We start from the raw sequence: 25,885 nt of genomic DNA, 5'->3' as shown, positions 1-25,885 counted from the left end.
GTGCTGGTGGCCGAGGCGCTGGCCCACGGGGACATGGGGCTCGCCGTCGCCGCCGCCGGTCCCGGATCGGTGGCCACGGCGCTCTCGCTGTGGGGGACCGAGGCCCAGCAGCAGACCTACCTGCCGGCGTTCACGGGGGACGACACGGCGGTAGCGGCACTGTGCCTCTCCGAACCGGCCGTCCTTTTCGACGTGATGACGCCGACCACGCGGGCCACACGCCGGGGTGCGGGCTTCGTCCTCGACGGTGTGAAGTCGGCCGTCGTGCGCGGCGCGGAGGCGGAGCTCTTCGTGGTCGGCGCCCTGCTGGACGGGCAGCCGGCACTCTTCCTGGTGGAGTCGTCCACGGAGGGGGTGAGCGTGGAGGCCGACCCGTCGATGGGTCTCAGGGCGGCCTCGCTCACGCGCCTGCACCTCGACGGGGTGGCCGTCGGGGCGGACGCGCTCCTCGGGGGAGGCGACGGCACCGCGTACCGCGAGTGCGTGCGTCTGTCCCGCCTCGCGTGGTGCGGCCTGGCGCTGGGGACCGGACAAGCGGTGCTCGACTACGTCAAGACGTACGTCAACGAGCGTGAGGCGTTCGGGGAGCCGATCAGCCACCGCCAGTCGGTGGCGTTCATGGTCGCGGACATCGCGATCGAGCTGCAGGCGATGCGCCTGGTGACCTGGAAGGCTGCCGCGCGCGCCGCCCGCGGGGAGGACTTCTCCCGCGAGGTCGCGCTCGCGCGCCAGCTGTGCGGTGACAAGGGCATGAAGATCGGCCTCGACGGCGTGCAGCTGCTCGGGGGACACGGATTCGTGAAGGAGCACCCGGTGGAACGGTGGTACAGGGACCTGAGGGCCGTCGGCCTCGTCGAGGGCGGGGTGCTGGTCTGATGATCAACCTCGAGACCCCGCGCAAGCACCGCACCCTGGTGGACCAGGCCCACCAGATGGCGATGAACATGCTCCGCCCCATCTCCCGCAAGTACGACCGCGCCGAGCACGAGTACCCCAAGGAGCTCGACATGCTCGCGGCCCTCATCGACGGGGTCTCCTCGTCGGGGGCCTCCGAGGGGGCCGGCGCCACGGGGGTCAGCGCCGAGAAGCCCGCCGCGCGCCGGGACGACGACGGGCGCAGCCGCAACGGCGCCAACCTCGCCTCCGTCCTGTCGGTGACCGAGATGTGCTGGGGCGACACCGGCCTGCTGCTCGCCATGCCCCGCCAGGGGCTGGGCAACGCGGCCATCGCGTCGGTCGCCGACGCCGACCAGCAGGCCCGGTACGAGGGCCTGTGGGCCGCGATGGCGATCACGGAGCCGGGCACCGGGTCCGACTCCGCCAACATCACGACCACGGCGGTCAAGGACGGCGACGAGTACGTCCTCAACGGGGAGAAGATCTTCGTCACCTCGGGCGAGCGCGCGGGTGCCGTCGTCGTGTGGGCGACGCTGGACAAGACCCTCGGGCGGGCCGCCATCAAGTCGTTCGTGGTGCGCCGGGACAACCCGGGGATGAAGGTCGAGCGGCTCGAGCACAAGCTCGGCATCCGCGCCTCCGACACCGCCGTGATCACCTTCACCGACTGCCGGGTTCCCGCCGAGGACCTCCTGGGCACCCCGGAGATCGACGTCAAGGCCGGGTTCGGTGGGGCGATGGCCACCTTCGACAACACCCGCCCGCTGGTGGCCGCCATGGCGATCGGCTGCGCCCGGGCCGCCCTCGACCTGACCAGGGACCTCCTGGAGCAGGCCGGCGTGGTCATCGACTACGACCGGCCCGGCCGCCTCCAGTCTGCCGCGGCGGCGAAGTTCCTGCAGATGGAGGCCGACTGGGAGGGCGCGCGGCTGCTCATGCTGCAGGCCGCGTGGATGGCCGACAACCGCAAGCCCAACTCGCTCGAGGCCTCCATGTCGAAGGCCAAGGCGGGGCGGGTCGGTTCCGACATCACCCTGTCGTGCGTCGAGCTCTGCGGGACGCTCGGCTACTCCGAGAACGAGCTGCTCGAGAAGTGGGCGCGCGACTCCAAGATCCTGGACATCTTCGAGGGCACCCAGCAGATCCAGCAGCTGATCGTGGCCCGCCGGGTCCTGGGACTCTCCAGCGCCCAGCTGCGCTGACGCACCGCAGACCCGTTCCACGCCGAGCGTGGTCGCCCGCACGGTCGGGCGACCACGCTCGCGTAGATTCGGGGCCGTGCGCTTCATCGACGAGGGACATGCGACCCACGACCTGACCTATGACGACGTCTTCATGGTGCCGCGGCACAGCGACGTCTCGAGCCGCTACGACGTGTCGTTGGACAGCGGGGACGGCACGGGTACGACGGTGCCCCTCGTGGTCGCCAACATGACGGCGATCGCGGGTCGGCGGATGGCCGAGACGGTGGCCAGGCGGGGTGGCCTGGTGGTGCTGCCCCAGGACATTCCGCTCGACGTGGTCACCGAGGTGATCGGCTGGGTCAAGGGCCGGCACCACGTGTTCGACACGGCCCTCACCCTGCGCCCCGACCAGACCGTGGCCGAGGCGGTGGCCCTCATGCCCAAGCGGGCGCACCGGGCCGTGGTCGTGGTGGAGGACGAGCGTCCCGTCGGCGTTCTGGGCGCCTCCGACCTCGTGGAGGTCGACCGGTTCGCCCAGGTGCGGCAGCTGGTCCGTTCGGAGCCCGTGCTCGTGCCCGCGGACGCGGACCCGCGCGAGGTGTACGACCGTATCGAGAGCGCTGGCGCACCGCTGGCGGTCGGCGTCGACGCCCAGGGTCGTCTCGTCGGTGTCCTGACCCGGCTGGGCGCGCTGCGGGCCACCCTGTACGCCCCCGCGCTCGACGCGCGCGGCGGTCTGCGGGTCGCGGCCGCCATCGGCGTCAACGGTGACGTGCGCGGCAAGGCCGAGGTGCTCCTGGCCGCGGGGGCGGACACCCTCGTCGTCGACACCGCCCACGGGCACCAGGGGCGGATGGTCGAGGCGTTGCGGGCCGTCCGGTCGCTGGACCCGGCCGTACCGGTGGCCGCGGGCAACGTGGTCTCGGCCGAGGGGGTACGCGCGCTGTCGGACGCCGGTGCCGACATCGTCAAGGTCGGCGTCGGGCCCGGTGCCATGTGCACCACCCGGATGATGACCGGCGTGGGACGACCGCAGTTCTCCGCGGTCCTGGAGTCGGCCGAGGCCGCTCGCGGGCTCGGCAAGCACGTGTGGGCCGACGGTGGCGTACGGCACCCGCGCGACGTCGCCCTCGCCCTGGCCGCCGGCGCCTCGCAGGTGATGGTGGGCTCGTGGTTCGCCGGCACCCACGAGTCGCCGGGAGACCTGATGACGGAGGCGGACGGTCGCGCGTACAAGGTGTCGTTCGGCATGGCCTCCGCCCGCGCCGTGGCCAACCGTACGTCGGGGGAGTCCTCGTACGACCGGGCCCGCAAGGGGCTCTACGAGGAGGGCATCTCGTCGTCGCGGATGTACCTCGACCCGGCCCGCCCCGGTGTGGAGGACCTGATCGACCAGATCTGCTCGGGTGTCCGTTCGGCCTGCACGTACGCGGGCGCCCGGACGCTCGGCGAGCTGCACGACCGCGCCCTCGTCGGGGTGCAGTCCGCAGCCGGGTTCCACGAGGGCCGACCGCTGGCGACGTCGTGGTGACCCGGACGGAGGACGTCCTGGTCGTGGCCGCGACCAGGGCGGAGGCCGCGTACGTACCCGCAGGGCTCCCGCTGGTCGTGACCGGCATCGGCAAGACCGCTGCGGCCGTGGCGACCACGCGCGCACTCGCACGTCACCCGGACCCCAGCTCGGTGACGGTCTACAACCTCGGGACCGCTGGCGCGCTGCGCGACCACATGAGTGGTCTGCACGAGCCCGGCGTGGTGCTCAACCACGACATCAGCGCGGCCGTGCTCCGTTCGCTGGGCTACGACCCCGGCGAGCGGCTCGTGGTGGGGGAGAGCGACGTCGTGCTGGCCACCGGGGACCTCTTCGTCACCGACCCGGTCGTCCGCGAGGCGCTGGCTGCCCGGGCGCACCTGGTCGACATGGAGGGGTACGCCGTGGCGTACGCCGCGACCACGCTGGGGGCGCGCTGCCGCCTCGTCAAGCACGTCTCCGACAACGCCGACGAGGGCGCGATGGAGTGGCCCGAGCTCGTGGACGCGAGTGCCCGCGTGCTCGCGGACTGGCTCACCGACCAGCTCTGAGGGCTCTCAGCGCGAGCTGCGGGCCGTACGCCCCCGGGTGACGCCCACGAACGTCTGCGTCGTGTCGTCGTCGCGGTCGACCAGCCAGATGAGCCCGATCTCCGTCTCGTCGAGGTCCGACACGACGCGGTGCACCACGTCCTTGCGCTGGTACAGCCGTGCCACGGACATCGGCATGAGCGCGATGCCCGTCCCGGCGGCGACCGTCTCCACGGCGTCCTTCTCACTCATCCCCGGCCAGGCGAGCTGGTCGGCCGACGGCACCCACCCGCTCACGTGCGGCCTCACCAGCTGCTCGTCGGCGAGGTCGGCCGTGGAGACCTCGCCGTCCGCGGCTGCGAGGAAGTGCTCGCGGGAGGCCACGGCCACCACCTGCTCCGCGTACAGGCGCACGCAGTGCAGGTCCTCGCGGTCCACGGGCAGGCGGACGATCGCCATGTCGACCTCACCGGACCGGACGACGCGCTCCTGGTCCGGCTCCTCCACGGGGACGAGCTGGAGTGGGCCGCGACCGAAGGTCTCCCAGGCGCGTGCCCACTTGTCGGGGGTGGCACCGGTGACGAAGGCGACGCGCAGCAGGGACGACATGGTGTGACTCTCCCATCTCGGCCGTCGCGCGACCACACGCGCCAGAGCGGCCATCAAATGACTCAGGCCCCGACCTGCTGGTCGGGGCCTGATCTGTGTCCGAGGGGGGACTTGAACCCCCACGCCCTAATACGGGCACTAGCACCTCAAGCTAGCGCGTCTGCCAATTCCGCCACCCGGACGAGTGCGGGAAAAACATAGCAAGGACTCGGAGGAATCGTTCAATCGGGGTCCCGAAATCTCGGCTGGGGCAGGATGTGGGCATGGCCAACGAGGACCGTTCGACCACGCCCAGCCCCGCGCCGGACCCCCGCCAGGACCCGGCCCACGCTCCCGAGGGAGAGGTGGTCGAGCTGTGCCGGGAGCTGATCCGCATCGACACCTCGAACTACGGCGACGGCTCCGGGCCGGGCGAGCGGGTGGCCGCGGAGCGGGTGGCCGAGCTGCTCGAGGAGGTCGGGATCGAGGCCCGCGTCCACGAGACCGACCGGGGCCGGACCAACGTGGTGGCGCACTGGGGCGGTGACGGGAGCCGTTCGGACCGGTTGCTGCTGCACGGGCACCTCGACGTGGTCCCCGCGGAGGCCTCCGACTGGCAGGTCGACCCCTTCTCCGGTGAGATCGTGGACGGGTACGTGTGGGGTCGCGGTGCCGTCGACATGAAGGACTTCGACGCGATGCTGCTCAGCGTCGTCCGCGCACGTGCCCGGGCGGGCAGGGTGCCCGAGCGGCCGCTCGTGCTCTGCTTCACCGCGGACGAGGAGGCCGGCGGCCACAAGGGCGCCGAGCGCCTCGTCGCCGACCACGCCGACGAGTTCGAGGGCTGCACCGAGGCCGTGGGGGAGGTGGGAGGCTTCTCGACCACCGTCCGGGGGCAGCGGATCTACCTCATCGAGGCCGCCGAGAAGGGCATGGCGTGGATGAAGCTGACCGCCCGCGGTCGCGCCGGTCACGGCTCCATGATCAACACCGAGAACGCCGTCGCCCGCCTCGCCGGCGCAGTGGCGCGCATCGGTGCCCACGAGTGGCCCGTACGCCTCACGCCGACCATGGAGGTGCTCCTGGCCACCGTCGCGGACATCGCCGGGACCGAGGCGACGCCCGAGAACGCGGCCGACCTCATCAACGAGTTCGAGTCGTCGGCCAAGATGCTGGGCTCGACCATCACCAACATGCTGAACCCGACCATGCTGTCGGCCGGCTACAAGGTGAACGTGATCCCGACCGAGGCGACCGCCCACGTGGACGGGCGCTTCCTGCCGGGGTACGAGGACGAGTTCTTCGCCACGCTCGCCGAGCTCCTCGGTCCGGGCGTCGATCACGAGTTCATCAGCCTCCAGGACCCCTGGGAGTCGCCGACGGAGACGGACCTGGTGCGGGCGATCACCCGGTCGCTGCTCGCCGAGGACCCCGGGGCCCGGGTCGCCCCGTACCTCATGGGTGCGGGCACCGACGCCAAGCACTTCCGCAAGCTCGGGATGGAGTCGTACGGCTTCGCGCCGCTGCGGCTCCCCGCTGACCTGGACTTCGGCGCGCTGTTCCACGGCGTCGACGAGCGGGTCCCGGTCGACGCGCTGGAGTTCGGTGCGAGGGTCTTCGACCGGTTCCTCGACGAGGTGTGAGGTCAGGCGCCGAACAGGGTGAGGCGCTGCCGGATGATCTTGCGGCGCAGCACGACCCGCCGTACGCCGTCGTTGCCGATGCGCAGCCGGTCGAGCTCCCAGCCCCCGTGCTCGGCGCGCTCCACGAGGAGCCCCGTCACGGCCGAGCGGGACAGGTCGCGCGGGAAGGAGACGGTCTCGAACTCCCACTCGACGCCCCGGGCGGGGGGACGACGCAGCGCGCGACTCATCTCACTGCCCCGAGACGTCGTCCAGTGCGGCGGTGATCTCCGGTGGCAGGGAGAGCTCGTCGATCCCGAGCGCGCCACGGAGCTGCGCGGCCGTGCGGGCCCCGACGACGGGTGCCGTCACGCCCACCCGGTCGCGCACCCACACCAGCGCCACCTCGAGGGCACTCCAGCCGAGTCCGTCGGCCGCCCGCGACACGGCCTCCACGACTCCGCGCGAGGGACCGTCGAGGTAGGGCGCCACGAACCGGGCGAAGTGGTCGCTCGCGCCACGGGAGTCGCCGGGGATGCCGGTGCGGTACTTGCCGGTCAGGACGCCACGCCCCAACGGTGACCAGGGGAGGACCCCCATGCCCATCGCCGCCGCGGCCGGCAGCACCTCGTGCTCGACGGACCGGTTGACCAGGGAGTACTCGACCTGGGTGGAGGCCAGAGGTGTACGCCCGGGCTGCGCGCGCTGCCACGTGGCGGCCTGCGCGGTCTGCCAACCGGTGTAGTTGGAGACCCCCACGTACGACGCCCGACCCGACGAGACGGCCGTGTCGACGGCGGAGAGCGTCTCCTCCAGCGGCGTCTGGTCGTCCCACACGTGCACCTGCCACAGGTCGACGTGGTCGACGCCGAGGCGGGCCAGGGACGCGTCCAGCTGGGTCAGCAGGTTGCCGCGACCGGCGTTGACGACGCGCTCACCCCGGCGCACGGCCGTGCCGGCCTTGGTCGCCAGCACCACCTCGCCGCGGGGCACCACGTCGCCGAGCAGGGAGCCGATGAGCTCCTCGCTGGCACCGTCGCCGTAGCTGGCCGCGGTGTCGACCAGCGTGCCGCCGGCCTCGACGAAGGCGATCAGCTGGTCGCGCGCCTCGTGCTCGTCGGTGTCCCGTCCCCAGGTCATCGTGCCCAGACCCAGGCGGGAGACCCTGAGACCGGTGGCACCGAGCGCGCGCTGCTGCATGCGGTGAAGGGTAGTCAGCCCGTGACCGGGTGCCGCCCTCGGCACGCCGTGATGCGTACGCTTGGGCGCTGTGTGGGATCTCCTCAAAGCAGTCGTGCTCGGCGTCCTCCAGGGTCTGACCGAGTTCCTGCCCATCTCGTCCAGCGCGCACCTGCGCATCTTCCCGGAGATCTTCGGCTGGGGTGATCCGGGCGCCGCCTTCACGGCCGTCGTGCAGATCGGCACCGAGCTCGCGGTGCTCATCTACTTCCGCAAGGACATCTGGCGCATCGCGTCGGCGTGGGTGCGGTCGCTGTTCCAGCCGGAGTGGCGCGGCCACGTGGACTCCCGGATGGGCTGGTACATCATCGTCGGCTCGCTGCCGATCGTGGTCCTGGGCATCGCCCTCAAGGACATCATCGAGAAGGACTTCCGCAACCTGTGGATCACCGCCACCATGCTGGTGGTGATGGGTCTGGTGCTCGGGGTGGCCGACCGGGTGGGAGCCACCGACAAGGCGATCAACCGGATGACCATGCGCGACGCGGTCCTGCTCGGTCTCGCCCAGGCCGCGGCCCTGGTCCCCGGGGTGTCGCGCAGCGGCGCGACCATCTCCATGGGTCGCGCCCTGGGGTACGACCGGGAGGCCGCCACCCGGTTCGCCTTCCTGCTGGCCATCCCTGCCGTCGTCGGTGCCGGTCTCTTCACGCTGCCGGACATCGCGGAGAACGACAACGCGTACGGCTGGGGTCCCACGATCGTCGGACTGGTCGTCTCGTTCGTGGTCGGCTACGCCGCCATCGCCTGGCTGCTGCGGTACGTCTCGACGAAGTCGTACACGCCGTTCGTGCTGTACCGGGTGCTCCTCGGCCTGGCCACGATGGGCCTCCTCGCGGCCGGGGTGCTCACCGCGGCCTGAGCCGGGTGGTCCGTCCTCAGAACCATCCGCTGCGGCGGAACAGCACCCACATGAGGGCCACCGAGGCGGCCATGAGACCCAGCGCGAAGGCGTACCCGAACTGCCAGTCGAGCTCTGGCATGTGCCTGAAGTTCATCCCGTAGACCCCGGCGATGAGCGTGGGGACGACGACCAGGGCCGCGCCCGCCGAGATCTTGCGCATGTCCTCGTTCTGGCGCAGCGAGATCTGGGCCGCCAGCGCGTCGAACGCGGAGGCGACCGAACCCTCCAGGTGGTCGACGGTGTCCATGAACCGGTGCAGGTGGTCACCCACGTCGCGCAGGTACGCGACCAGCTCGTGGGGGAATGCGTGCCGGGACTCCTCGGCCAGTCGCGCGAGCGGTTCGCGCAGCGGCTCGGCGCACCGGCGGACGTCGGCGAGGTGCCGGCGGAGCATGTGCACCAACGGGATCTGGTCGTCGCGGGCCCGGTCGAAGACGGCGTCGTCGAGGGCCTCGGCGTCACGGGCGAGCGCCTCGCCTGCCTCCTCGTAGCTGTCGACCACGTGGTCGCACACGGCGTGCAGGAGCGCGGCCGGACCCATGGCCAGGGTCTCGGGGTCGGCGTCGGCCAGCAGGGCGTCCACGAACGCGGAGCCTCCGTCGGGCCCCTCGGCGGCGGCGTCGCCGTGCAGGACGGTGACCGCGAAGTCGGCGCCCACGAAGACGTTGACCTCGCCCGTGCGCAGACGCTCGTCGGTGCCCACGTGGCGCATGGTCTTGACGACGAGCAGGACGTGGTCGCCGTACCGCTCCAGCTTGGGCCGCTGGTGCTCCTCGCCGGCGTCCTCGACCGCCAGCGGGTGGAGCCCGAAGTGTTCACGCAGTGAGGTCAGCTCGTCGGTGCCGGGTCTGGCGAGCACCAGCCACTGGTACGAGTCCGGTGTGCCGGGGACCGCTCGCCAGGCCCGCTCGTCGACGGGGCTCGGGGTGGCGACGCCACCCGACACCGTGAAGTTCTGCACGAACATGTCGTCAGGCTAGTGGCACTAGGGTGCCCGGCATGGCAACTGTCGTGCTCGTCCGCCACGGACGCACCACCGCGAACACCAGTGGGATCCTCGCGGGGCGTACGGAGGGCGTCGGGCTCGACGACACCGGGCGCACGCAGGTGCACGACACCGCCGCACGGCTCAGCGCCGTCCCCCTGGTCCGGGCGCTGAGCTCTCCGCTGGAGCGGTGCCGGGCCACCGCGGAGGCGGTGCTGGCCGCGCAGGCGCACCCGGCGGCGGCGGAGCAGCACGAGGGGCTCAACGAGTGCGACTACGGCGCCTGGCAGGGCCGGTCGATCGCCGAGCTCTCCAAGGAGGCCCTGTGGAAGGTCGTCCTTCGGCACCCCAGCGCCGCCGTCTTCCCCGGCGGTGAGTCTCTGCGCGAGATGCAGCACCGGGCCGTGCAGGCCGTCCGCCGGACCGACGCCGCGGTGGCTGAGGAGCACGGGAAGGACGCCGTCTGGCTCGCCGTCAGCCACGGGGACGTGATCAAGGCGGTCCTGGCGGACGCGCTCGGCCTTCACCTGGACCAGTTCCAGCGGCTCCACGTCGATCCCGCCAGCGTGTCGGTGGTCCGCTACACCGATGACAGGCCGTACGTGCTCGGCGTCAACACCCACGCCGGTGACCTCGGCTGGCTCGCCGCGGCACCTCACGGCTCGTCCGGCTCGTCGGGACCGGTCGTCGGCGGGGGAGCGGGACCGGGCGCGTCGCCGTCCACGACCTAGGGTGAGGGTATGGCTGACATCCACTCGTACGACCCGCCGGAACGCTTCGTCGTGGGCACGGTGGGCGAGCCCGGCCAGCGAGTCTTCTACCTGCAGGCGCGCACCGGCACCCGCCTGACCACGGTGGCGGTCGAGAAGCAGCAGGTGATCGCGCTCGCGGAGCGGGTGGACGAGCTCCTCGACGAGCTCATGGCGCAGGCGCCCAACGAGGCCCTGATCCCGGCCGTCACGCCGTTCGACCTCAAGGACGACGCGCCGCTGGAGCACCCCTTGGAGGAGGACTTCCGTGGCGGGACCATGACGTTGTCGTGGGACGTGGGCACCGAGCAGGTCGTGGTGGAGGTCTTCTCGCTCACCCCCGGTGAGGACCCCGACGAGGACGAGGAGCCTGCCGAGGCTCTGGTCGTACGGCTGCGTGCCGGCGCGGCGCGGGCGTTCGTGGAACGGGCCCGGGCCGTGGTGGACGCTGGCCGTCCGGACTGCCCGTTCTGCGGCCTGCCGCTCGACCCGCAGGGGCACCTGTGCGTACGGGCCAACGGGTTCCGGCGTCGTGATCCCTGAGGAGGCGGTCCCGACGGCGCGCGACGTGCCGACGGGCGAGCTCGAGATCGAGGGCCGCGTCATGCCGGCCTCCAACGCCACCTTCGTCGGGTCGTTGGCGGGGGTGCGCGTGGTCTACAAGCCCGTGGCGGGGGAGCGCCCCCTGTGGGACTTCCCGGACGGGACGCTGGCCGGGCGCGAGGTGGCCGCGCACCTGCTGAGCGAGGCACTCGGGTGGGACGTGGTCCCGCAGACGTGGCTCGCTGACGGGCCGCACGGTCCCGGCATGTTCCAGCGGTGGTGCGAGCCGGTGCCGGAGGGCGCCGCCGTGGACCTGGTGCCCGCGGGCACCGACGTCCCCGGGTTCCTCGCCGTCCTCGAGGGCCTGGACGGCCGGGAGCGTCCCGTGAGCCTGGTCCACGAGGACACCGCGGCGCTGCGCCGCATGGCCCTGTTCGACGTCGTGGTCAACAACGCCGACCGCAAGGGCGGCCACGTCCTGACCATGCCGGACGGCCACCGCTTCGGCGTGGACCACGGGCTCACCTTCCACGCCGAGCCCAAGCTGCGCACCGTGCTGTGGGGATGGGCCGGGCACCCGCTCGACCAGGACGAGCTCGACGGCCTGGCGCGTCTCGTGCCGGCCCTGGAGGGGCCGCTCGCAGAGTCGCTGGCCGACCACGTCACCGAGCTGGAGATCGAGGCCACCCTCGAGCGGCTCGCCGTCCTGCTGGCGCGAGGCACGTTCCCCCTGCCGGGCGAGCACTGGCCCCAGGTTCCCTGGCCCCCGTTCTGAGTCGCCCGGGACGCTTGGTTCCCCACGCGACCCTGCGGCGATCGCCCGCCGCGCGGGAGGGCGTGATGGCCCGCCGGGGTGTCTTGGCTAGGCTTCGCGACATGCGCGCCTGGTCCTCACCCGTGGTTCCCCCGCTGTCCGTCCGTGGTCCCGTCGTCCGGGTCCACGACACCGCGACGGGACAGCTGGCGGCGACCGATCCGCAGGGCGCGGCCCGGATGTACGTCTGCGGCATCACCCCGTACGACGCGACCCACATGGGCCACGCGGCCACGTACGTCGGTTTCGACCTGCTCAACCGCGCCTGGCGCAACGCCGGCCACGAGGTCACCTACGTGCAGAACGTGACGGACGTGGACGACCCGCTGCTCGAGCGGGCGGCCAAGGTCCACGTGGACTGGGTGGAGCTCGCGGAGCGCGAGACCGAGCTCTTCCGCACCGACATGGAGGCGCTGCGCATCCTCGCCCCGGACCAGTACGTCGGTGCCGTGGAGTCGATCCCGCTGGTGATCGCGCTCATCGAGCGGCTCCAGGAGGCGGGTGTGGTCTACGAGGTCGAGGGTGACCTGTACTTCTCCGTCACCGCCGACCCGGCGTTCGGGCAGGTGTCCGGCTGGGACCGCGAGACGATGCTGAAGATCTTCCCCGAGCGGGGCGGCGACCCCGACCGGGCGGGCAAGCGGGACCCTCTCGACTGCGTCCTGTGGCTCGCCGAGCGTCCGGGCGAGCCGAGCTGGGACAGCCCGTGGGGCAAGGGCCGTCCCGGGTGGCACATCGAGTGCACCGCGATCGCTCTGGAGCACCTGGGGACGTCGTTCGACGTGCAGGGCGGCGGCAGCGACCTGGTGTTCCCGCACCACGAGATGTGTGCCGCGGAGGCGCAGGTCGCCGAGGCCGGCACGCGGTTCGCCCAGGCGTACGTGCACGCCGGGATGGTCGCCTACGACGGCGAGAAGATGTCCAAGTCGCGCGGCAACCTGGTCTTCGTCAGCGCCCTGCGGATGAGCGACGTCGACCCGATGGCGATCCGGCTCGTGCTGCTGGCCCACCACTACCGCAGTGACTGGGAGTGGACCGACGACCAGCTGTGGGACGCTGTCGACCGCGTCGCACAGTGGCGCAAGGCCCTCGCGCTCGGTGCCGGTGCGCCCGCCGCTCCTGTCGTGGAGAACGTCCTGGCTGCTCTTGCGGACGACCTGGACGCCCCCCGCGCGCTGGCGCACGTGCAGGACTGGGTCGACGCCACCCTTGGCACCACCGGCCTCGCGGACACCAGCGACGACGAGGCAGGTGCCACCGTGATGCAGCTGCTGGACGCGGCCCTCGGCCTGCGTCTGTGAGGGCGCCGGGCGTACGGCCCGGTCAAGCGATCAGTCGCGTCCCCGCCGCTTGAGGTAGCGCTCGAACTCCCGGGCGATGGCCTCGCCGCTGGCCTCGGGCAGGTTCGTGGTGTCGCTGGTCTCCTCCAGGGAGCGGATGTAGTCGGCGACGTCCTCGTCCTCGCCCGCCACCTCGTCGACGCCCCGCTCCCACGCCTTGGCGTCGTCGGGCAGGTCGCCGAGCGGCAGCGGCGCGTCGAGCAGGTCCTCGAGGTGGTGCAGCAGCGCAAGCGTCGCCTTGGGGCACGGCGGCTGGGCGACGTAGTGGGGCACCGCCACCCAGTACGAGACGGCAGCGAGGTCTGCCTGGCTGCACTGGTCGTTGAAGACGCCGAGGATGCCCGTGGGTCCCTCGTAGCTCGAGGCCTCCACGTCGAGCCGGTCCAGGAGGTCGGGCTCGGAGGCCGTGCCGGACACCGGGAGCGGGCGCGTGTGCGGCGTGTCGGCCAGCAGGGCGCCCAGCGTCACCACCAGCTCGGCCCCGAGCTGCTCGCAGGCCGCGACCAGTTCGGCGCAGAACTGGCGCCAGCGCATGTTGGGCTCGATGCCACGCACCAGGATGACGTCGCGGTCGAGGTCCCGCGGGCGAGCCACGGCGATCCGCGTCGTCGGCCAGCTGATGCGCCGGTGGCCGTTCGGCTCGGTGCCGATCACCGGGCGGTTGACCTGGAAGTCGTAGAAGTCGTCCGGGTCGACGGCACCCACCACCTCGGCCCCCCACTCCTTCATGAGGTGGTCGACGAGTCCCGAGGCCGCGTCGGCGGCGTCGTTCCACCCCTCGAAGGCGGCGATGACCACCGGGGAGACAAGGTCGTGCAGGTCCTCGAACTCGATCACCCCTCCACCCTAGTCAGCAGGCGGGCGTCCGGGCTGCCGAACACCGTGGTGGCGCGCGGAGGAGGGTGACCCGCGTCGTGGCTCCCGGTCAGATGGTCTCGCCCGCGTCGGCCAGCAGCACGCTGCCCGTCATGATCATCGCCATGTCGCTCGCCGCGAAGAGGACGACCCGGGCGATGTCGTCGGGGGTGCCGATCCGCCCGATCATGCTCTGGTTCATGACCTCCATCGGGGGCAGGTCGTCCTTCGACATGCCCGCCGCGGCGAACGCCTCCTCCATCATCGCGATGTTGCCCTCGGTCGGGACGAACGTGGGGGCGACCCCGAGCACTCGGATGCCGAGCGGTGCGAACTCCTGCGCCATGGCCTTGGTCATGCCCCGCACGGCATGCTTCGAGCTGACGTAGGCCGCCAGGCCGGGGCCGGGGGACTGGAAGCCGGCGGTGGAGACGACGTTGACGATCGCTCCGCCGGTGGTCATCCGCCGGGCTGCCTCGCGGGAGCCCAGGAAGGTTCCGCGCGTGTTCACGGCGAAGACCTGGTCCCACTGCTCGACGGGCATCTCCACGGAGGGCACGGCGGGGAAGATGCCGGCGGAGTTGACCCACACGTCGATGCTCCCGAGCTCGCTGACGACACGGTCCGCGAGCGCGACCACGGAGGCGTCCTGGGTGACGTCGGTCTCCACGGCGAGCGCGCGCACTCCGTACCGCTCACTGACCTCGCGCGCAGCCGCATCCGCGGTCTCGAGCCGCAGGTCGGCGAGGACGACGTCCGCCCCGGCCTCCGCCAGGCGCTCCGCGACGGCGCGGCCCAGACCCTGGGCGCCGCCGGTGACGACGGAGGTGCGGCCGCGCAGTGAGAGGAGGTCGTCCAGCGCGTGGGACGAGACGTCGGGCAGGGGGAAAGGCATGGTGTCTCCTGTTTTCGCCGTAGTTGTGGCAGAGCATGCCAAAACTAGTGGTCGCGCGACAGCGGGTTGCCTAGAATCCTCGCGTGGTGGGAGAGGGATCGGTCGGTGGACGTCCACCGGTCGGGGACGTCGAGACGATCCGGGCGCGGCTCCTGGCGCTGATGGTCGAGCGTGGCTACGACTCGGTGACCATGGCAGAGCTGGCCGCGGAGGCGGGCACGAGCGTGCGCACCCTGCACCGGTACTTCCCCGGCAAGGCGGACATCGTGTGGGGCGGTATCGAGTCGTCCACAGAAGCCCTGAACGCCGGACTGGAGGCGGCCGACCCGGCAGCTGACGAACTGGTGGGCGCGGTGCGCTCGGCGGTGGTCGCCGCGTTCGCGCGCAACGCTGACGGGGAGGACGTGATGCGCTCACGTCTGCGGTTGATCGCCCTCTCCGACGAGCTGCGCCGCCAGCGGTCCCACACCTTCGACGCGTGGCGTGCTGAGCTCACCGCTCTCGTTGCCCGGGTGCGGCAGACCCCCGACGACGACCTCGTCTCGCGGGCCCTGGCCGCCGCCCTGCACGCGGTGATGGTGGACGCGCTGACGTGGTGGGCCGTGCGCGGCGGGAAGCGCTCGCCCGCAGACTGCCTCGCCGAGGCCCTGGACGGCTTGGCCGGCCTGGTGGAGTGAACCGGTCGTACGACGTCCCCCAGATCCGGGGATTTCGGGGACCCGGGCGGGAGTGCCACCATTTGAAACAGCTGTCCACGCAGTGGACCGGCTTCCTAGGCTGGCAAGCCTGTCGAGAGGAGACGCTTGCTCGTGAGCGCCGCACACCCCACCCCGAACACCGTGACCCAGTCCCCGCTGGTGCCGGGCGCCGCGCCCGTCGACCACCGGCCCGACGCCACCGAGGCGCTCGCGGCCACCATGCGGGAGCGCATCATGGTGCTCGACGGCGCGATGGGCACCGCGATCCAGCGGGACCGTCCCGACGAGGCGGGCTACCGCGGCGACCGGTTCGCCGCCTGGGGGCAGGACCTCGTCGGCAACAACGACCTGCTCTCCATCACCCAGCCACAGATCATCCGGGGCATCCACGAGGAGTACCTCGCCGCCGGCGCCGACGTCATCGAGACCAACACGTTCAACGCCAACGCGGTCTCCCTGGGCGACTACGGGATGGCCGACCACGCGTACGAGGTCAACTACGTGTCTGCGCGGCTGGCCCGCGAGGCGGCCGACGCGGCGTCCACCCCTGAGCACCCGCGCTACGTCGCCGGCGCTCTTGGCCCGACCACCCGCACGGCCTCGATCTCGCCCGACGTCAACGACCCCGGCGCCCGCAACGTCTCCTACGACCAGCTCGTCGAGGCGTACCTCGTGGCGGCCCAGGGCCTGGTCGACGGCGGCGCGGACCTGCTGATGATCGAGACCATCTTCGACACCCTCAACGCCAAGGCCGCGATCTTCGCGGTCGAGACCCTCTTCGAGCAGGAGGGGCGCCGCTGGCCGGTGATCATCTCCGGCACCATCACCGACGCGTCCGGCCGCACGCTGTCGGGCCAGGTGACCGAGGCGTTCTGGAACTCGGTGCGCCACGCCAGGCCACTGGCCATCGGACTCAACTGCGCACTCGGGGCCGCGGAGATGCGCCCCTACGTCGCCGAGCTCTCCCGGCTCGCGGACACGTTCGTCTCGGTCTACCCCAACGCCGGTCTGCCCAACGCGTTCGGCGAGTACGACGAGACCCCGGAGCAGACGGCCGCGGTGCTGGCGGAGTTCGCCGACGCGGGCTTCCTGAACATCGTCGGTGGCTGCTGCGGCACCACCCCTGCCCACATCGCCGCGATCGCGGGGGTGGCCCAGGGCCGCGCACCGCGCGTACCCGCGACGCCGAAGCCCGCGATGCGCCTGTCGGGTCTCGAGCCGCTCCTGATCACCGAGGACAGCCTGTTCGTCAACGTCGGCGAGCGCACCAACATCACCGGGTCGGCGCGCTTCCGCACGCTGATCAAGAACGGTGACTACGACACGGCGCTCAGCGTCGCCGCCCAGCAGGTCGAGAACGGCGCCCAGATCATCGACGTCAACATGGACGAGGGGATGATCGACGGGGTGGCCGCGATGGACCGCTTCCTCAAGCTGATCGCCGCCGAGCCCGACATCAGCCGGGTGCCGGTGATGGTCGACTCCTCCAAGTGGGAGGTCATCGAGGCCGGCCTCAAGTGCGTGCAGGGCAAGCCGGTCGTGAACTCCATCTCGATGAAGGAGGGCGAGGACGCCTTCCGTGCCCACGCACGCCTGTGCCGCAAGTACGGTGCCGCGGTCGTCGTCATGGCCTTCGACGAGGACGGGCAGGCCGACAACCTCGAGCGGCGCAAGGCGATCTGCGAGCGGGCGTACCGGATCCTCGTGGACGAGGTGGGCTTCCCGGCCGAGGACATCATCTTCGACCCCAACGTGTTCGCGGTCGCCACCGGCATCGAGGAGCACGCCTCGTACGGCCTGGACTTCATCGAGGGCACCCGCTGGATCAAGGAGAACCTGCCCGGGGCACTCGTGTCCGGTGGCATCTCCAACGTCTCCTTCTCGTTCCGCGGCAACAACCCGGTCCGCGAGGCCATCCACGCGGTCTTCCTCTTCCACGCCATCGCGGCCGGCCTCGACATGGGCATCGTCAACGCCGGCGCCCTGGCGGTCTACGACGAGGTGGCCCCGGAGCTGCGCGAGCGGATCGAGGACGTGGTCCTCAACCGTCGGGCCGACGCCGCCGAGCGGCTGCTCGAGATCGCCGAGCAGTACAACGCCGCCGCCCAGCAGGGGGAGGAGACGGTCGACGAGTGGCGCGAGCTGCCGCTGCGGGAGCGGATCACCCACGCCCTGGTGAAGGGCATCGACGCGCACGTGGAGGCGGACACCGAGGCGCTGAGGCAGGAGCTGGCCGCTGCCGGACGCCGCCCGATCGAGGTGATCGAGGGCCCGCTGATGGACGGCATGAACGTCGTGGGCGACCTCTTCGGCGCAGGCAAGATGTTCCTGCCCCAGGTGGTCAAGAGCGCGCGCGTGATGAAGAAGGCCGTGGCGCACCTGATCCCGTTCATCGAGGCCGAGAAGGCGGCGGACCCCGCCCTCGCCGCTCAGAAGGACACCAACGGCACCATCGTCATGGCGACCGTGAAGGGTGACGTCCACGACATCGGCAAGAACATCGTGGGCGTGGTGCTGCAGTGCAACAACTACGAAGTCGTCGACCTCGGCGTCATGGTGCCGGCGCAGAAGATCCTCGACACCGCCGTCGAGATCGGTGCGGACATCATCGGGCTCTCGGGTCTGATCACCCCGTCGCTGGACGAGATGGTGACCTTCGCCGCCGAGATGGAGCGACAGGGACTCGACATCCCGCTCCTCATCGGCGGGGCGACCACCTCCCGCGCGCACACGGCCGTTCGGATCGATCCCCGGTACCACGGCGACGTCGTCTGGGTGAAGGACGCCTCACGGTCGGTCCCGACGGCAGCGGCCCTGCTCAGCGACGAGCTGCGCCCGGGGCTGATGGCCGACGTGAAGGCCGACTTCGGCGCCCTGCGGGTGCGCCACGCCGCCAAGCACGACCGACCCCTGGTGCCACTCGAGCGGGCGCGCGCCAACGCGCCGCAGATCGCGTGGGACGGGTACGTCCCGACGGCCCCCGCGACGCCGGGCGTGCACGTCCTGGACGACTACGACCTGTCCGAGCTGCGTGAGTTCATCGACTGGCAGCCGTTCTTCAACGCCTGGGAGATGAAGGGCAGGTTCCCCGACATCCTCAACAACCCCGCGCAGGGTGAGGCCGCCCGCAAGCTCTACGACGACGCCCAGGTGATGCTGGACCGGATCGCCGCCGAGAAGTGGCTGACCGCGCGCGCGGTGTACGGCTTCTTCCCCGCGAACGCGGACGGGGACGACGTGCTCGTCTGGACCGACGAGAGCCGTACGCAGGTCCGGACGACGCTGCACCACCTGCGCCAGCAGGGCGAGCACCGCGAGGGCGTGGCCAACAAGGCGCTCAGCGACTTCGTGGCCCCCGTCGCGACCGGCCTCGCCGACCACGTGGGCGCCTTCGCGGTGACCGCGGGACACGGGACCGTGGAGCGGATCCAGGCGTTCAAGGCCGAGCTGGACGACTACTCGGCGATCCTGCTGGAGTCGTTGGCCGACCGGCTGGCGGAGGCGTTCGCCGAGCGCCTGCACCAGCGGGTCCGCACCGAGTTCTGGGGCCACGCGGCGGGGGAGCAGCTCGACAACGCCGCTCTCATCGCCGAGAGGTACGAAGGTGTCCGCCCGGCCCCGGGGTACCCCGCCTGCCCCGACCACACCGAGAAGCGCACCATCTGGGAGCTGCTCGACGTGGAGGCGAGCACGGGCATCGAGCTCACCGAGTCGATGGCGATGTGGCCGGGCGCCTCAGTGTCGGGCTGGTACTTCTCGCACCCGGAGTCCCAGTATTTCGTGGTCGGTCGCCTCGGGAGGGATCAGGTCGAGGACTACGCCCGGCGGAAGGGCTGGACGATCGCGGAGGCGGAGCGCTGGCTCTCGCCGAACCTCGGGTACGACCCCGAGGACTGAGGACGTGCGCGACACCGGCCCCACCCCGGGCGGGGTGGGGCCGGTGAGGCATCGTGTGGGGTGTGGGCTCAGCCGGCCGCCGGCACGGCCGCCACGTCCTGCTCGCGCAGCGGGCCCTTGAGGATCTTGCCGCCGGCGTTGCGTGGCAGCTCGGGAAGGACGACGAGGTCCTTGGGGAACTTGTACGAGGCGAGCCGTCCGTCGAGGCCGGCCACGAGCTCCTCGAGTGTCAGCTCGGCTCCTTCGGCCAGTGCCACGACGGCGACCGGCACCTGGCCCCAGCGCTCGTCGGGGCGTCCGATGACCGCGACCTCCCGGACCCCCGGGTGGGCGGCGACCGCGTTCTCGACCTCGGCGCAGTAGATGTTCTCGCCGCCCGAGATGATCATGTCCTTCATCCGGTCCACGACCCACACGAACCCGTCCTCGTCCTGCTTGACCAGGTCGCCGGAGTGGAACCAGCCTCCGGCGAACGCGTCGGCGGTCTCGCGGGGCTTGTTCCAGTACCCCTTCATCACGGTGGGCCCGCGGTAGACGATCTCGCCGACCTCGCCCGGGGCCACGTCGTTCATCTCCGCGTCGACGATGCGGTACTGCAGGGTGGGGATCGGCTGGCCCACCGACCCGAGCTTGCGCAGCGAGTCCTCACCGCGCAGCACGCAGGTGATGGGGGAGGTCTCCGTCTGGCCGAACACGGCGACGTTGAGCGCCTCGGGGAAGGCGCGGCCCATGGCCCTCAGGGTGGTGTCCGAGGCGGGTGCGGCGCCCCAGCTGATGATCCGCAGCTTCAGGTCGCGCTCGGCGATGTCGGGCTGGGCGCAGATCAGGTCCCACTGCATCGGGACGTTGAAGACGACCGTCGCCCCCTCGGCCTCGTACGCGTCGAGGACCGCCGCCGGGTCGAACGCGCCGAGGGGGTGGATGACGACGGTCCCTCCGAGCACGATGTTCGCGACGATGGAGCCAAGCCCGGCGATGTGGAAGAACGGCGCCGTCAGGAAGCCCACGTCGGAGTCGTCGAACATCTCCATGGCCCGGATGCAGGTCAACGCCTGCACCTGCATGTTGCGGTGCGAGAGCATGGCGCCCTTGGGGTGACCGGTCGTCCCGGAGGTGTACATGATCAGCGCGGTGGCCTCCTCGCTGACGTCGGGCAGCTCGATGGGACCGTGCGCGGCCAGGAGGTCCTCGTACGCCACGACCCTGGGGCCCTCGCTGCTGAGGTCGGCCTCGCCGATGACGACGACCGCGCCGATGTCGGCGCTGCCGGGCGCCGCCTTCAGGAGCGGCAGCAGCATGGCGTCCACGAGCACGGCCGCGGGCGTGCAGTCGCCCAGGATGTAGTCGAGCTCTGGCGGCGCGAGGCGGAAGTTCAGGGGCACCGCCATGGCCCCGAGGCTGTTGGCCGCGAGGACCGCCTCGACGAACCACGGGTGGTTGAGCGTGAGCAGGGCGACGCGGTCGCCCTCGCCGACCCCGCGTGCGGCGAGGGCGGCCGCGCCGCGCAGCGACCGTTCGGAGAGCTGGGCCCACGTCGTGCCCTGCCCGCGGAAGCGGAGGGCCTCCTTGTCGGGGCGCATGGCCGCGTGGGTGGCTGCGTGGGCCATCCAGTGGTGGCGGAACGACCAGGCGGGGGGAGCTTCGGTGGACATGCTGACTCCTCGGTGCGGCGTGCGAGCGGGTTGCCCAGCAGTATGCACAGGAACGTCGCCCAAAGGAATGGGTAAGTTAATGGCGCATCACATTTTTGTGAATGGCTGATCGCATGCGGGTCGGTGTGCGGGACGGGCGGTCGGCGTGATTGACTGGACCGGACGTCGCGACGAGGGGGTGAGGGATGGCAGTCGAGCAGTTCCCGGTGCGCCGGCGTCCGCGCAACCGTCGACAGCTGGTCCTCGACGCCGCCGGGCCGATCTTCAACGAGCGCGGCTACCACGGCGCCTCCATGGAGGAGGTCGCGGCCAAGGTCGGCATCACCGCCGCCGCGCTGTACCGGCACTTCCCCAACAAGTACGCACTGTTCGTCGAGTGCGCCAACCTGATGGTCGACCGGCTCCTCGAGGTGCTGGACGACCTCCCCGCCGACGCCAGCCCCCGGCCCCTGCTGGAGGCCCTGGCCGAGGTGACGGTGGCCCACCGTGCCTCGGGCGGCGTGTACCGGTGGGAGGCGCGGTTCCTCGAGGCCGACGACCGCAGGGCGCTGCGGACGAAGTTTGGCGAGCTGGTCAACCGTGTCGGCGACGCCGTCGTGGGGGAGTACGGCGGCAGCCGGGCCGGCCTGCGCGCGTCGGCGGCCCTGGGGGCGATCGGCTCGGTGACGATCCACCGCACGCCGCTGGCACGGCAGCGTGCCGTGGACCTCCTCACGGACGTGGCCGTGCGGGTCGCAGTGGTCGACCTGGACCGGACCCCTGCCACCGCGTCCCGGGTCATGGTCGCCGCGCGCCCGGACCCGGTGTCGCGGCGGGCCGAGATCCTCCGGGCTGTGATCCCGATGTTCGCCGCGCAGGGCTTCCGCAACGTCGGCATGGGCCAGATCGCGGGTGCGGTCGGGCTCGCTCCGTCGGCCATCTACCGGCACTACCCGGCGAAGGCGGACATCCTCGCTGCTGCCTGTCTTCAGACGGCGGCGACGCTCGACCAGGCGGTTGCCCAGGCGTTGCACGGCACGTCCTCCCCGGAGGAGTCGCTGGCCGCGCTGGCGGCCGCGTACGTCGCGTACAGCTTCGAGAACACCGAGTTCATCTCCGTGGCGGAGGCCGAGATCGTCGGCCTGCCCCCCGAGCTCCAGCGCCCCGTCGTCGTGGCCCAGCGTGAGCACATGGCCGTGTGGGAGCAGAAGCTCCTCGGCCTGCACCCGTCGCTCGACTCCCGGCAGGCCAGGACCCTGGTGCACGCCGGGTTCGGTGTGGTCGTGGAGGCCGGCCGGGTGCTGCGCTGGGACGACTCCGCCGAGCACCGTGACCAGGTCGCAGCGCTGCTGCTGGGGGCGCTGGACGTTCCGCCCGTGCCCTGAGCGCGGGCGGAGCCCGCGGGGTTCGGGTACCCCCGGGCTCCATGACCCTGACGAGGGAGCGTCAGGGCCGGTTCACGTCCGGGATCGTGATCGGCGTGGTCTTCGCGTCCTCCCCCTTGTTGAGGAACGCCATGGCGAAGGCCCGGATGAACTGGTCGAGCGCGTAGTAGGCGACCGGCAGGAACGGGATCGTTCCCCGGCGGAACGCCAGGTAGGTCGGCCACGCCGCGTACAGGAACGCGGCGGCCGCGGGGTCGCGCTTGAGCTTGAGCCAGTCGCCCACCTCGTCGCCGAGCAGGTAGCGGGTGAACTCGTTGAGCAGGCCACGCGTCAGACCGCCGTCGAGGGACTTCGGCATGCTCAGCAGCTGCTCGGCCAGGTCGATGCCCTCGGGCGTCGGGGCCAGGATGGGCGTGAGGACCTGCGCCGACTGGGCCTCCGCCGCCGCCCAGGTGCTCGGGATGTACTGGTCCTGGACTCCGAGCTGGCTCAGGGCCACCTGCCAGGAGTGCAGGAAGGCGCGGTCGTCATCGGCGTTGCGCAGGAAGCCCCACTCCTTGAGCTTCTTGTGGGCGAAGGTGCCGGTCGAGTGGAAGGTCACCAGGATGTCGGCCTGGCTGATCGGGATGTGCTCGTCCGCAACCGCGCGCCAGTGGGGGGGACTGGGGCAGCAGGTGGCGCACCGCCGCGTGCACGATGCGCGTCTTGTTGGCCGTGACCAGGAACTGGCCGCTGGGCTCGAAGCCGCGCAGCTCGGCCATGTCGTAGCCGAACGCGAACGTCTTGGCGGCGCGGTCCTGCATGTCCGCGCCACCCTTGGACCAGTACACCGACTTGGCCTCACGGGGAATGACGGTGCTCATGAGACCGCCGCCCACGCCGTACAGGATGAAGAAATGGGTGTCGAGGCGCCGTGACACGTCCCCGGAGCGCAGCAGCAGGCTGCGGTCCGCCCAGTCGGGCAAGCGGGTCTTGCGCACCAGCCAGTCACGCAGGTCGGCAGGGATCTCGGCGGGGACCGTGTCGTTGTTGTTGACCCACCGCCTCATCGCCGTGTTGGTCGCACCCACCTGGCCACGGTCGATGAGCGTGGCCATGATCTGGTCGATCTCGTCGTCCCAGACGTACGCGGGGTCGGCCCCGGTGCCCGCCCCGGCGATGGAGCCAGCGGGTGCCCACGACCACGCGGGCGTGGTGGGGGTCAGCGCCGTGGAGAGCCCCAGTGCGGCCCCCAGGGTCAACATGTTGCGTCTGCTCACTGTGGTCATGCGTGGTCCACCTTCCGAGAGGCCGGGCGGTCCGGTCGCGACGGATCGCCCGTGGTGGGCGCCGGCGTCGAGGGAGCACCCTCTGATGTGATTCCCAATTAACATAGGGAGCGTGGACCCTGTGTGGCAAGAGGTTGGAGCACCGTTGACTTCCAGGTCGAGACGGGCCTACCGTCCTGCACGGCGTGACTGTCGTCACGCCCTTCGAACGGAAGCCCGAGGAGCCCGACCATGACCGCAGGCGCCACGCCGACGACAGCCCGTCCGACAGGGGCGGGGGAGCCGCAGGGAAGCCCCGCGTGGCCGGACGCCGAGTCGCTGGACCGCTGGTCCAGCTGGGTGCGCAGCGGCGTAGAACCTTCCACCCAGTCCGCCCTCGCGCCGTTCACCCTGGAGGAGACCGCGCCGGTTCCGGTCAGCACGACCGACGACGTGAGGGAGGCGGTACGGACCGCTCGGACGGCCCAACAGGAGTGGGCGGCGCGGCCGCTGCGTGAGCGCAGCGCCGTCGTGCTGGCCTTCCACGACCTCCTGCTCTCCGAGCAGGAGCAGGTGCTCGACCTGATCCAGTGGGAGACGGGCAAGGCGAGGTTCCACGCGTGGCAGGAGGTCGGGCAGGTGGTGGCCATCGCGCGCCACTACGCCCAGCGGACCCGCCACTACCTCAAGCCGACCAAACTGCGTGGCATGGTCCCGGGCGCCACCGTGGTCAAGGAGGTGCGGGTGCCCAAGGGGGGGGCGTCGGCATCATCTCTCCGTGGAACTACCCGCTGTACCTCGGCGTCGGCGACGTCATCCCCGCTCTGCTCGCGGGCAACGCAGTCGTGTCGAAGGCGGACGCGCAGACACCCTTGACCATGCTCTGGACCCGAGACCTGATGTCGCGAGCAGGGCTGCCCGACTACGTGTGGCAGGTGGTCACGGGCCGCGGCACGGTCACCGGCACGGCGCTCGTGGAGGCGGTCGACTACGTCGCCTTCACCGGGTCCACGCGAACCGGACGCGACGTGGCGCGCCGCGCCTCCGGGCGGCTCGTGGGCGCCTCGCTGGAGCTGGGCGGCAAGAACCCGCTGGTCGTCCGTGCGGACGCCGACCTGACCGCGGCTGCTCGGGGAACCGTGACCGCCGCCTTCGCCAACACGGGACAGATGTGCATCCACATCGAGCGGGTGTACGTCCACGACTCCGTCTACCCGGCCTTCCGTGACGCCCTCGTCGAGGCGACGCGTGAACTCACCCTGGGGCCCGCCTGGGACTACTCCGCGGACGTTGGCTCGCTCACCTCCGCCGACCAGCTCGACACCGTCGTACGACACGTCGACCAGGCTGTCGAGCAGGGGGCCACCGTCCTCGTGGGAGGTCGGGCGCGGCCCGACCTCGGCCCCCTCTTCTACGAACCCACCGTCCTGGAGGGTGTCACCCCCGCCATGGAGGTGCACGGGGAGGAGACGTTCGGCCCGGTCGTCTCGCTCTACCCGGTCCGGGACGATGCCGAGGCGGTCAGCAGGGCCAACGAGGGGACGTACGGTCTCTCCGCCTCGGTCTGGTCCAAGGACGTGGACGCCGCTGAGGAGATCGCCGCGGCGCTGCGTGCCGGCGCGGTCAACATCAACGACGGGGCGGCAGCTGCGGCCGGCAGCATCGAGGCCGGCATGGGCGGCATGGGGGACAGCGGCCTCGGACGGCGCCACGGTGCCGAGGGGATCCGGAAGTACACCAACGCCCAGACCGTCGCCCGACAGAGGCTCATGCCCCTGGGCCCGCCCGCGGGGAAGCCGGTCGAGGGATTCGTCCACTCGACGAACAAGCAGCTGGGCCTCATGCGCAGGATCGGTCTGCGGTGAGGACCCGGGGGCGACTGGCCCGGTGGGCCGAGCTGCGCAACGCCGAGGGCCCTGTGGACCCGTGCGAGCTGGAGTCGCTGTGGTCCGACCTCGACACGGTCCGGGCCGCCGACATCCTCGGCGACTGGCGCGGGTTCGCGTTCTCGACGGGGCACCCGGTGGAGAAGCTCCTCGGGCGGTCCGGCTGGTACGGCAAGAGCTTCGTCTGGTTCGACGACGCCAAGCCCCTCATCTGCCGGGCCGCCGACGGGTCGCTCTACTCGGACACCCGCACCGGCAACGGGGAGGCGAGCCTCTGGGACGTCGAGTTCCGCGGGGAGGTGACCGCCTCGATGGTCTACGACGGTATGCCCGTGGTGGACCACTTCAAGCGGGTCGACGACAGCACCCTGATGGGGGTCATGAACGGCAAGTCCGAGCTGGTGCTGTCCCAGGGACAGCACTTCTGGTTCGGCCTCGAGCGCGTGTGAGCGCCGGGTACCGGCACGA

Annotated in this window: 25 protein-coding genes and 1 tRNA gene; 16 read left to right on the top strand and 10 right to left on the bottom strand. The window is 71.4% G+C overall.

Annotated features, from left to right (window positions below):
- The 4 genes from ACI379_RS06435 to ACI379_RS06420 form a co-directional block, all read left to right on the top strand.
- Positions 1–876: acyl-CoA dehydrogenase family protein (locus tag ACI379_RS06435; protein WP_439791247.1), on the top strand; the 876-nt coding region annotated here is incomplete at its 5' end.
- Positions 876–2,099: an acyl-CoA dehydrogenase family protein gene (locus tag ACI379_RS06430; protein WP_439791246.1), complete on the top strand. Its 1,224-nt coding sequence runs from the start codon at positions 876–878 to the stop codon at positions 2,097–2,099. The genes ACI379_RS06435 and ACI379_RS06430, both read left to right, overlap by 1 nt.
- Positions 2,100–2,175: 76 nt before the next feature.
- The gene (locus tag ACI379_RS06425) at positions 2,176–3,612 is read left to right on the top strand and encodes a GuaB1 family IMP dehydrogenase-related protein (protein WP_439791245.1); all 1,437 of its coding nucleotides are present in this window, start codon (positions 2,176–2,178) and stop codon (positions 3,610–3,612) included.
- Positions 3,606–4,163 carry a nucleosidase gene (locus tag ACI379_RS06420; RefSeq protein ID WP_439791244.1) on the top strand — a complete coding sequence of 186 codons (558 nt, stop codon included), beginning with the start codon at positions 3,606–3,608 and terminating at the stop codon, positions 4,161–4,163. The genes ACI379_RS06425 and ACI379_RS06420 overlap by 7 nt, the downstream gene beginning before the upstream one ends.
- Before the next feature lie 6 nt (positions 4,164–4,169).
- Here the strand turns inward: ACI379_RS06420 and ACI379_RS06415 are convergent, their stop codons facing one another.
- The gene (locus ACI379_RS06415; RefSeq protein ID WP_439791243.1) at positions 4,170–4,751 is read right to left on the bottom strand and encodes a LysR family transcriptional regulator substrate-binding protein; all 582 of its coding nucleotides are present in this window, start codon (positions 4,749–4,751) and stop codon (positions 4,170–4,172) included.
- Positions 4,752–4,847: 96 nt separating this feature from the next.
- Positions 4,848–4,933 (bottom strand) — tRNA-Leu (locus ACI379_RS06410).
- Positions 4,934–5,014: 81 nt separating this feature from the next.
- On the opposite strand from ACI379_RS06410, the gene ACI379_RS06405 reads away from it, so the two are divergent.
- A complete protein-coding gene (locus ACI379_RS06405) occupies positions 5,015–6,373 on the top strand; it encodes a M20/M25/M40 family metallo-hydrolase (RefSeq protein WP_439791242.1) in 1,359 nt (452 codons plus the stop codon).
- Positions 6,374–6,375: 2 nt separating this feature from the next.
- Here the strand turns inward: ACI379_RS06405 and ACI379_RS06400 are convergent, their stop codons facing one another.
- Together ACI379_RS06400 and ACI379_RS06395 are read right to left on the bottom strand one after the other, a co-directional pair.
- The gene (locus ACI379_RS06400; protein ID WP_439791241.1) at positions 6,376–6,603 is read right to left on the bottom strand and encodes a DUF5703 family protein; all 228 of its coding nucleotides are present in this window, start codon (positions 6,601–6,603) and stop codon (positions 6,376–6,378) included.
- A gap of 1 nt (position 6,604) precedes the next feature.
- Complete coding sequence (locus ACI379_RS06395) at positions 6,605–7,552, bottom strand: aldo/keto reductase (protein WP_439791240.1); 948 nt, start codon at positions 7,550–7,552, stop codon at positions 6,605–6,607.
- 70 nt (positions 7,553–7,622) lie between these two features.
- Between ACI379_RS06395 and ACI379_RS06390 the strand changes: the two genes are divergently transcribed.
- The gene (locus ACI379_RS06390) at positions 7,623–8,450 is read left to right on the top strand and encodes an undecaprenyl-diphosphate phosphatase (protein ID WP_439791239.1); all 828 of its coding nucleotides are present in this window, start codon (positions 7,623–7,625) and stop codon (positions 8,448–8,450) included.
- A gap of 16 nt (positions 8,451–8,466) precedes the next feature.
- On the opposite strand, the gene ACI379_RS06385 is transcribed toward ACI379_RS06390, so the two are convergent.
- Positions 8,467–9,459: a magnesium and cobalt transport protein CorA gene (locus ACI379_RS06385; protein WP_439791238.1), complete on the bottom strand. Its 993-nt coding sequence runs from the start codon at positions 9,457–9,459 to the stop codon at positions 8,467–8,469.
- Positions 9,460–9,491: 32 nt separating this feature from the next.
- On the opposite strand from ACI379_RS06385, the gene ACI379_RS06380 reads away from it, so the two are divergent.
- The 4 genes from ACI379_RS06380 to mshC all read left to right on the top strand — a co-directional run bounded on the left by ACI379_RS06380 (position 9,492) and on the right by mshC (position 12,884).
- Positions 9,492–10,208, top strand: coding sequence for an MSMEG_4193 family putative phosphomutase (locus ACI379_RS06380; RefSeq protein ID WP_439791237.1), 717 nt, complete (start codon positions 9,492–9,494; stop codon positions 10,206–10,208).
- Positions 10,209–10,217: 9 nt separating this feature from the next.
- Positions 10,218–10,769 carry a DUF3090 domain-containing protein gene (locus tag ACI379_RS06375; protein ID WP_439791236.1) on the top strand — a complete coding sequence of 184 codons (552 nt, stop codon included), beginning with the start codon at positions 10,218–10,220 and terminating at the stop codon, positions 10,767–10,769.
- Complete coding sequence (locus ACI379_RS06370) at positions 10,759–11,544, top strand: SCO1664 family protein (RefSeq protein WP_439791235.1); 786 nt, start codon at positions 10,759–10,761, stop codon at positions 11,542–11,544. Before ACI379_RS06375 ends, ACI379_RS06370 begins: the two co-directional genes overlap by 11 nt.
- A gap of 101 nt (positions 11,545–11,645) precedes the next feature.
- Positions 11,646–12,884: a cysteine--1-D-myo-inosityl 2-amino-2-deoxy-alpha-D-glucopyranoside ligase gene (gene mshC, locus ACI379_RS06365; protein WP_439791234.1), complete on the top strand. Its 1,239-nt coding sequence runs from the start codon at positions 11,646–11,648 to the stop codon at positions 12,882–12,884.
- Positions 12,885–12,914: 30 nt separating this feature from the next.
- On the opposite strand, the gene ACI379_RS06360 is transcribed toward mshC, so the two are convergent.
- Together ACI379_RS06360 and ACI379_RS06355 are read right to left on the bottom strand one after the other, a co-directional pair.
- On the bottom strand, positions 12,915–13,760 hold the full coding sequence (locus ACI379_RS06360; RefSeq protein ID WP_439791233.1) for a PAC2 family protein: 846 nt from the start codon (positions 13,758–13,760) through the stop codon (positions 12,915–12,917).
- A gap of 88 nt (positions 13,761–13,848) precedes the next feature.
- Entirely contained in the window at positions 13,849–14,673 is an 825-nt protein-coding gene (locus ACI379_RS06355) for an SDR family NAD(P)-dependent oxidoreductase (RefSeq protein WP_439791232.1), read from the bottom strand.
- Positions 14,674–14,756: 83 nt separating this feature from the next.
- Between ACI379_RS06355 and ACI379_RS06350 the strand changes: the two genes are divergently transcribed.
- Together ACI379_RS06350 and metH are read left to right on the top strand one after the other, a co-directional pair.
- Positions 14,757–15,350 (top strand): acyl-CoA-like ligand-binding transcription factor, encoded by a 594-nt coding sequence (locus ACI379_RS06350; RefSeq protein WP_439791231.1) that lies wholly within the window; start codon positions 14,757–14,759, stop codon positions 15,348–15,350.
- A 240-nt stretch (positions 15,351–15,590) separates the two neighbouring features.
- Positions 15,591–19,268 carry a methionine synthase gene (gene metH, locus ACI379_RS06345; RefSeq protein WP_439791249.1) on the top strand — a complete coding sequence of 1,226 codons (3,678 nt, stop codon included), beginning with the start codon at positions 15,591–15,593 and terminating at the stop codon, positions 19,266–19,268.
- A 68-nt stretch (positions 19,269–19,336) separates the two neighbouring features.
- On the opposite strand, the gene ACI379_RS06340 is transcribed toward metH, so the two are convergent.
- Complete coding sequence (locus ACI379_RS06340) at positions 19,337–20,920, bottom strand: long-chain-fatty-acid--CoA ligase (RefSeq protein WP_439791230.1); 1,584 nt, start codon at positions 20,918–20,920, stop codon at positions 19,337–19,339.
- Positions 20,921–21,105: 185 nt separating this feature from the next.
- Here ACI379_RS06340 and ACI379_RS06335 point away from each other — a divergent pair, with 185 nt between their 5' ends.
- Positions 21,106–22,284, top strand: coding sequence for a TetR/AcrR family transcriptional regulator (locus ACI379_RS06335; protein WP_439791229.1), 1,179 nt, complete (start codon positions 21,106–21,108; stop codon positions 22,282–22,284).
- Between the two features lie 61 nt (positions 22,285–22,345).
- Here the strand turns inward: ACI379_RS06335 and ACI379_RS06330 are convergent, their stop codons facing one another.
- Both ACI379_RS06330 and ACI379_RS06325 read right to left on the bottom strand, forming a co-directional pair.
- A complete protein-coding gene (locus ACI379_RS06330) occupies positions 22,346–22,885 on the bottom strand; it encodes an oxygenase MpaB family protein (protein ID WP_439791228.1) in 540 nt (179 codons plus the stop codon).
- Positions 22,812–23,552 carry a hypothetical protein gene (locus ACI379_RS06325; protein WP_439791227.1) on the bottom strand — a complete coding sequence of 247 codons (741 nt, stop codon included), beginning with the start codon at positions 23,550–23,552 and terminating at the stop codon, positions 22,812–22,814. Before ACI379_RS06325 ends, ACI379_RS06330 begins: the two co-directional genes overlap by 74 nt.
- A 231-nt stretch (positions 23,553–23,783) precedes the next feature.
- On the opposite strand from ACI379_RS06325, the gene ACI379_RS06320 reads away from it, so the two are divergent.
- The 3 genes from ACI379_RS06320 to ACI379_RS06310 are packed head-to-tail and all read left to right on the top strand — an operon-like array spanning position 23,784 to position 25,866.
- A complete protein-coding gene (locus ACI379_RS06320; protein ID WP_439791226.1) occupies positions 23,784–24,407 on the top strand; it encodes an aldehyde dehydrogenase family protein in 624 nt (207 codons plus the stop codon).
- Complete coding sequence (locus ACI379_RS06315) at positions 24,299–25,396, top strand: succinic semialdehyde dehydrogenase (RefSeq protein WP_439791248.1); 1,098 nt, start codon at positions 24,299–24,301, stop codon at positions 25,394–25,396. The genes ACI379_RS06320 and ACI379_RS06315 overlap by 109 nt, the downstream gene beginning before the upstream one ends.
- Positions 25,393–25,866, top strand: a complete 474-nt coding sequence (locus tag ACI379_RS06310) for a DUF4334 domain-containing protein (protein WP_439791225.1) — start codon at positions 25,393–25,395, stop codon at positions 25,864–25,866. The genes ACI379_RS06315 and ACI379_RS06310 overlap by 4 nt, the downstream gene beginning before the upstream one ends.
- The last annotated feature ends 19 nt before the right edge of the window (positions 25,867–25,885 follow it).

This window comes from Nocardioides sp., assembly GCF_051876515.1.
Taxonomy (GTDB): Bacteria; Actinomycetota; Actinomycetes; order Propionibacteriales; family Nocardioidaceae; genus Nocardioides.
Note: the sequence above shows the minus strand (reverse complement) of the source record. Positions and strands in the feature narration are given on the sequence as shown.

Bases quoted from the DNA above. Each gene is read 5' to 3' on its own strand.
- ACI379_RS06405 (WP_439791242.1), top strand. From the start codon at position 5,015: ATGGCCAACGAGGACCGTTCGACCACGCCCAGCCCCGCGCCGGACCCC.
- ACI379_RS06430 (WP_439791246.1), top strand. From the start codon at position 876: ATGATCAACCTCGAGACCCCGCGCAAGCACCGCACCCTGGTGGACCAG.
- ACI379_RS06385 (WP_439791238.1), bottom strand. From the start codon at position 9,459: ATGTTCGTGCAGAACTTCACGGTGTCGGGTGGCGTCGCCACCCCGAGC.
- ACI379_RS06380 (WP_439791237.1), top strand. From the start codon at position 9,492: ATGGCAACTGTCGTGCTCGTCCGCCACGGACGCACCACCGCGAACACC.
- ACI379_RS06355 (WP_439791232.1), bottom strand. From the start codon at position 14,673: ATGCCTTTCCCCCTGCCCGACGTCTCGTCCCACGCGCTGGACGACCTC.
- ACI379_RS06395 (WP_439791240.1), bottom strand. From the start codon at position 7,552: ATGCAGCAGCGCGCGCTCGGTGCCACCGGTCTCAGGGTCTCCCGCCTG.
- metH (WP_439791249.1), top strand. From the start codon at position 15,591: ATGCGGGAGCGCATCATGGTGCTCGACGGCGCGATGGGCACCGCGATC.
- ACI379_RS06415 (WP_439791243.1), bottom strand. From the start codon at position 4,751: ATGTCGTCCCTGCTGCGCGTCGCCTTCGTCACCGGTGCCACCCCCGAC.
- ACI379_RS06375 (WP_439791236.1), top strand. From the start codon at position 10,218: ATGGCTGACATCCACTCGTACGACCCGCCGGAACGCTTCGTCGTGGGC.
- ACI379_RS06320 (WP_439791226.1), top strand. From the start codon at position 23,784: ATGACCGCAGGCGCCACGCCGACGACAGCCCGTCCGACAGGGGCGGGG.
- ACI379_RS06335 (WP_439791229.1), top strand. From the start codon at position 21,106: ATGGCAGTCGAGCAGTTCCCGGTGCGCCGGCGTCCGCGCAACCGTCGA.
- mshC (WP_439791234.1), top strand. From the start codon at position 11,646: ATGCGCGCCTGGTCCTCACCCGTGGTTCCCCCGCTGTCCGTCCGTGGT.
- ACI379_RS06325 (WP_439791227.1), bottom strand. From the start codon at position 23,552: ATGACCACAGTGAGCAGACGCAACATGTTGACCCTGGGGGCCGCACTG.
- ACI379_RS06340 (WP_439791230.1), bottom strand. From the start codon at position 20,920: ATGTCCACCGAAGCTCCCCCCGCCTGGTCGTTCCGCCACCACTGGATG.
- ACI379_RS06400 (WP_439791241.1), bottom strand. From the start codon at position 6,603: ATGAGTCGCGCGCTGCGTCGTCCCCCCGCCCGGGGCGTCGAGTGGGAG.